This window comes from Armatimonadota bacterium, assembly GCA_020354555.1.
Taxonomy (GTDB): Bacteria; Armatimonadota; Hebobacteria.
Genome location: CP070648.1, coordinates 332,087 through 334,686, shown reverse-complemented (window position 1 = coordinate 334,686; position 2,600 = coordinate 332,087). Strand labels below are relative to the sequence as shown.

General features: G+C 66.3%; 4 protein-coding genes. 2 read left to right on the top strand and 2 right to left on the bottom strand.

The features are described from left to right. On the bottom strand, positions 1-899 hold an 899-nt coding region (locus JSV65_01405), incomplete at its 3' end, for a glutamine synthetase (GenBank protein UCH36667.1). Between the two features lie 345 nt (positions 900-1,244). Next, positions 1,245-1,544: a hypothetical protein gene (locus JSV65_01400; GenBank protein ID UCH35034.1), complete on the bottom strand. Its 300-nt coding sequence runs from the start codon at positions 1,542-1,544 to the stop codon at positions 1,245-1,247. Between the two features lie 153 nt (positions 1,545-1,697). Here JSV65_01400 and JSV65_01395 point away from each other — a divergent pair, with 153 nt between their 5' ends. Further along, positions 1,698-2,381, top strand: coding sequence for a zinc ribbon domain-containing protein (locus tag JSV65_01395; GenBank protein UCH35033.1), 684 nt, complete (start codon positions 1,698-1,700; stop codon positions 2,379-2,381). A 41-nt stretch (positions 2,382-2,422) separates the two neighbouring features. Next, positions 2,423-2,575, top strand: a complete 153-nt coding sequence (locus tag JSV65_01390; protein UCH36666.1) for a hypothetical protein — start codon at positions 2,423-2,425, stop codon at positions 2,573-2,575. Positions 2,576-2,600 lie beyond the last annotated feature (25 nt).

Sequence of the window (2,600 nt, the reverse complement as noted above, 5' to 3'; positions counted from 1 at the left end):
CGGTTCCGCATGCTCCACGCCACGTTCACCGGCGCCTCGTAGCCCGGCACCAATCGCTTGTAGCTGTTCACCAGCGGATTCGTGATGGCGCAGAAGCCGCGCGCGTGCCTCAGCAGGCCCGCGATGTAGGCGAGCCCCACGTCGGAGATCTGCCACTTCGCCTTGGCATCGAAGAACGCGTTGTCGCCGTCCCGGAAGAGCGACTGGTGGGTGTGCATGCCCGACCCGTTCTGCCCGAAGATCGGTTTGGGCATGAACGTGGCGGCGAAGCCGTGCCGGTAGGCGACGTTGCGCACGATGAAGCGGAAGGTCGCCAGGTTGTCGGCCGTCGTGAGCGCATCGGCGTAACGGAAGTCCACCTCGTGCTGGCCCTCGGCGACCTCGTGGTGCCCTGCCTCGACCTCGAAGCCGAGGCTGACCAAGTCGTCGATGATGATGCGGCGGATCGGCTCCGCCCGGTCGATGGGTGCGAGGTCGAAGTATCCGCCTGCGTCGTGCGTCTCCAGGGTGGGGTGACCATTCTCATCGCGCTGGAAGATGAAGAACTCCGCCTCGACACCCGCCATCATCTCGTAGCCCAGCTTAGCGGCCCGCTCGATCTGTCGCTTCAGCGCCCCGCGGGGGCAACCCAGGAAGGGTGTCTCGTCGGGGTTGTACACGTCACAGATGAGGCGCGCGACCCGTCCCCCCTCGTCGTCGTACGGGAAGATCTTGAACGTGCGGTGGTCGGGCTTGAGGATCATGTCACTCTCCTCGATCCGGACGAAACCCTCGATCGAGGAACCGTCGAACATGATCTCTCCCTCCAGCGCCTTCTGGAACTGGCTGCGGGGCACCTCCACGTTCTTGTTGATCCCGGTGATGTCGGTGAACTGGAGCCGCAGGAAGTCCACCTGCATCTGATCGCACAGCTGCAGGATGTCGGCGGCCGTGGCGCCGCGCGTGTCGAGGTGGTTGTCGCGCAGGCTGGGTTTCTCGGTTCGCGTGGGCACGGTGATGGTCTTGACGGGGGACACGGGCAGGCTCCTTGGCTGTACGGGACCGGACTCGACGGGCCCGCAAAGACGCCGAAGGCTAGCAGGCCGCGGCCAGAGTGTCAAGCGGATCGTGCGTTTCTTGCACGATTCGATGTACGGTGTGACTGATTTCTCAAAAAGTGGACAAATCAGACCTTCGTATCCGGCAAATCGGGCAAAAATCGTGTGGCGGGCAAACTAGTGGGAAGGGGTGGGGCGACGGCCCTGCTAGCCCACGTCAAGCGAGTCCAGCAGTTTCCAGAGCTCCTGGGCTGAGAACTCGGCGAACCGCGTCTCGACGTCACGCTCGTCCGGCTCGAGAAAGATCCAGGCGGAGAGGCGGTGCAGATTGCCGGAGATGAAGTGGATGCGGCCGCGCAGGCCGACGTCGGGGTCCGGCGAGGTTTCGAGCAGCACATCCCACCGGCTCTCGCCCCGCTGCAACTCACCCATCTGGCGCGCCTTGATCTGGCTCCACGGCGGGTCGAACCGGGTCGATTTGGGCTGGTGCTCCGCATCAGGCGCCATGGGCGCTACAGTAATGCCCGCAAAGCAGCCACGCTAGCGCGCCGATCACCACTTCTTCTCTCGTACCGGACCCGGAGCGGGGCACCTGCGACCGGGGTGCGCTGCTATATTTCCCGCTCTTGCCACTACCCTGCATCGACCACGGATGAAGCTATGAGTACGACTTCCGGACTCACCTGTCCGACCTGCGGCGCCTCGCTATCCGCCGGGGCGAAGTTCTGCCACGCCTGCGGCACGCCGGCCGCCGCCGCGCGATCGGGCCTCCCCAAGTACGTCTGGCTCCTGGCGGGGCTCGTGGCAATCGTCCTGGTCGCGGTGATCGCCTACCAGGCCGGACGCTCCTCGCCGCAGCAGGCCGGCGCGGCGGCGGCCGGCGCGCCGCTCGGGGGGAGCGGGGCCATGCCCGACCTAGCCAGCATGAGCCCGCGAGAGCAGGCGGACCGCCTGTTCAACCGCGTCATGACGGCTCACGAGCAGGGCGACCAGGGCTCGGTTGACCTGTTCAAGCCGATGGCGCTCCAGGCCTATGCAATGCTCGGGGCGCTCGATCCCGATGCGCACTACCACGTGGGCGTGATGCAGGTCGTGACCGGCGACGTGGACGCCGCCCGCGCCCGGGCCGACTCGATCGACGCCCAGCTCCCCGGACACCTATTCGTATTCATGCTGCGCCACTCGGCGGCTCGAATGCTGAGCGACGATGCGGCCGCGCAGGAGGCGTATCGCGGTTTTCTCGCCAACTACGACCGCGAGAACGCGACGGGGCGGCAGGAATACCTGGATCACCAGCGGGCGGTCGAGAGCTTCCGCGAGCAGGCGCTGGCCGAGACGCCGTGATCATCCGCCTCGCCCACAGCCCCGACTCGGACGACGCGTTCATGTTCTACGCGCTGGCCGCCGGGAAGATCGAGACCGGCGAGCGGCGGTACGAGCACGAGCTGCAGGACATCGAGACCCTGAACCAGCGCGCGCTGCGAGGGGAGTTGGACGTCACCGCAGTGTCGATTCACGCCTACGCCTACCTCGCCTAGCGATACTCGCTGCTCCCCCATGGGG

Excerpts from the sequence above, each read along its gene's own strand:
- JSV65_01390 (UCH36666.1), top strand. The coding sequence starts at position 2,423 with ATGTTCTACGCGCTGGCCGCCGGGAAGATCGAGACCGGCGAGCGGCGG.
- JSV65_01400 (UCH35034.1), bottom strand. The coding sequence starts at position 1,544 with ATGGCGCCTGATGCGGAGCACCAGCCCAAATCGACCCGGTTCGACCCG.
- JSV65_01395 (UCH35033.1), top strand. The coding sequence starts at position 1,698 with ATGAGTACGACTTCCGGACTCACCTGTCCGACCTGCGGCGCCTCGCTA.